At 60.4% G+C, this 855-nt stretch carries 1 pseudogene; it reads left to right on the top strand.

Annotated features, from left to right (window positions below):
- Nucleotides 1-164: 164 nt before the first annotated feature.
- Nucleotides 165-855 (top strand): annotated as a pseudogene (locus ACH107_RS33210) (hypothetical protein); the annotation flags it as partial.

Below are 855 nucleotides of genomic sequence, written 5' to 3' on the forward strand. Positions count from 1 at the left end.
AACTAAGCAGCTATGGCTTGACCCCGACCAGGTCGATGTCGACGGGTCTATACGCAGCAGCTCGGGCCCTCGAGGCCATGGCTGAGGGGACTCTCTCACCTCAGTTTCACCTCTCGAGCTTGGACCCCGGGGTGGGGAAGACCACGCTCATCCGACACTTCATCATGGCTCTTCTCGCCTCACCGCACCACAAGGAGGTCTCCGTCCTGGTCTGCGTCTCCAGGCTGGAAGAACTAGCGACCATGCTGCATGGCCTTACCCTGTACCAGTCTGAGGTCTCCGTATGGACGGGCGACGAGGACCTGAATGCAAAGATGTCGACACCACCCGATCAAGCCAGGATCTTGCTGACCACCCAACAGAAGCTCGAAGCAGTATGCGGACGTCATAGCGGCTTCACGGCTGCCACTGGCTTTCATTACCTCGACCAACCTCGACAGGTCCGGATCTGGGATGAGAGCCTGCTACCGGGTCAGGAGATCCTGCTGTCGGAGGACGACCTGGCGGGCCTGTGGGGGCACTTTCGTCAGTCTGCACCCAAGCTCTTTGGGTCCTTGCAGGATCTGCACAAGCACATGAAGCAGGCGACAACGGGTGAGCTAATTGATGTCCTAACCCTCGAGGAGATGGGTGGGGCTGGAGCAAGGGCAGAGATGGACCGGCTTCTTGACAGCAACACGGTGTCTTCCCTCGACAGGCAGCGCCTAGAGTGTTTGCAGCAAGCCGCCGGGGAGACCCTCCCGGTCCACCGGACAAACCACGGGGAAGCAAAGCTGCTCGACTACCGAGACAGCATCCCCGAGGACCTTGCCCCCATGGTGGTCTTTGATGCCTCCGGGCGGTGCCGTCAGACTT

The sequence above is a fragment of the Roseovarius halophilus (ex Wu et al. 2025) genome, assembly GCF_047086965.1.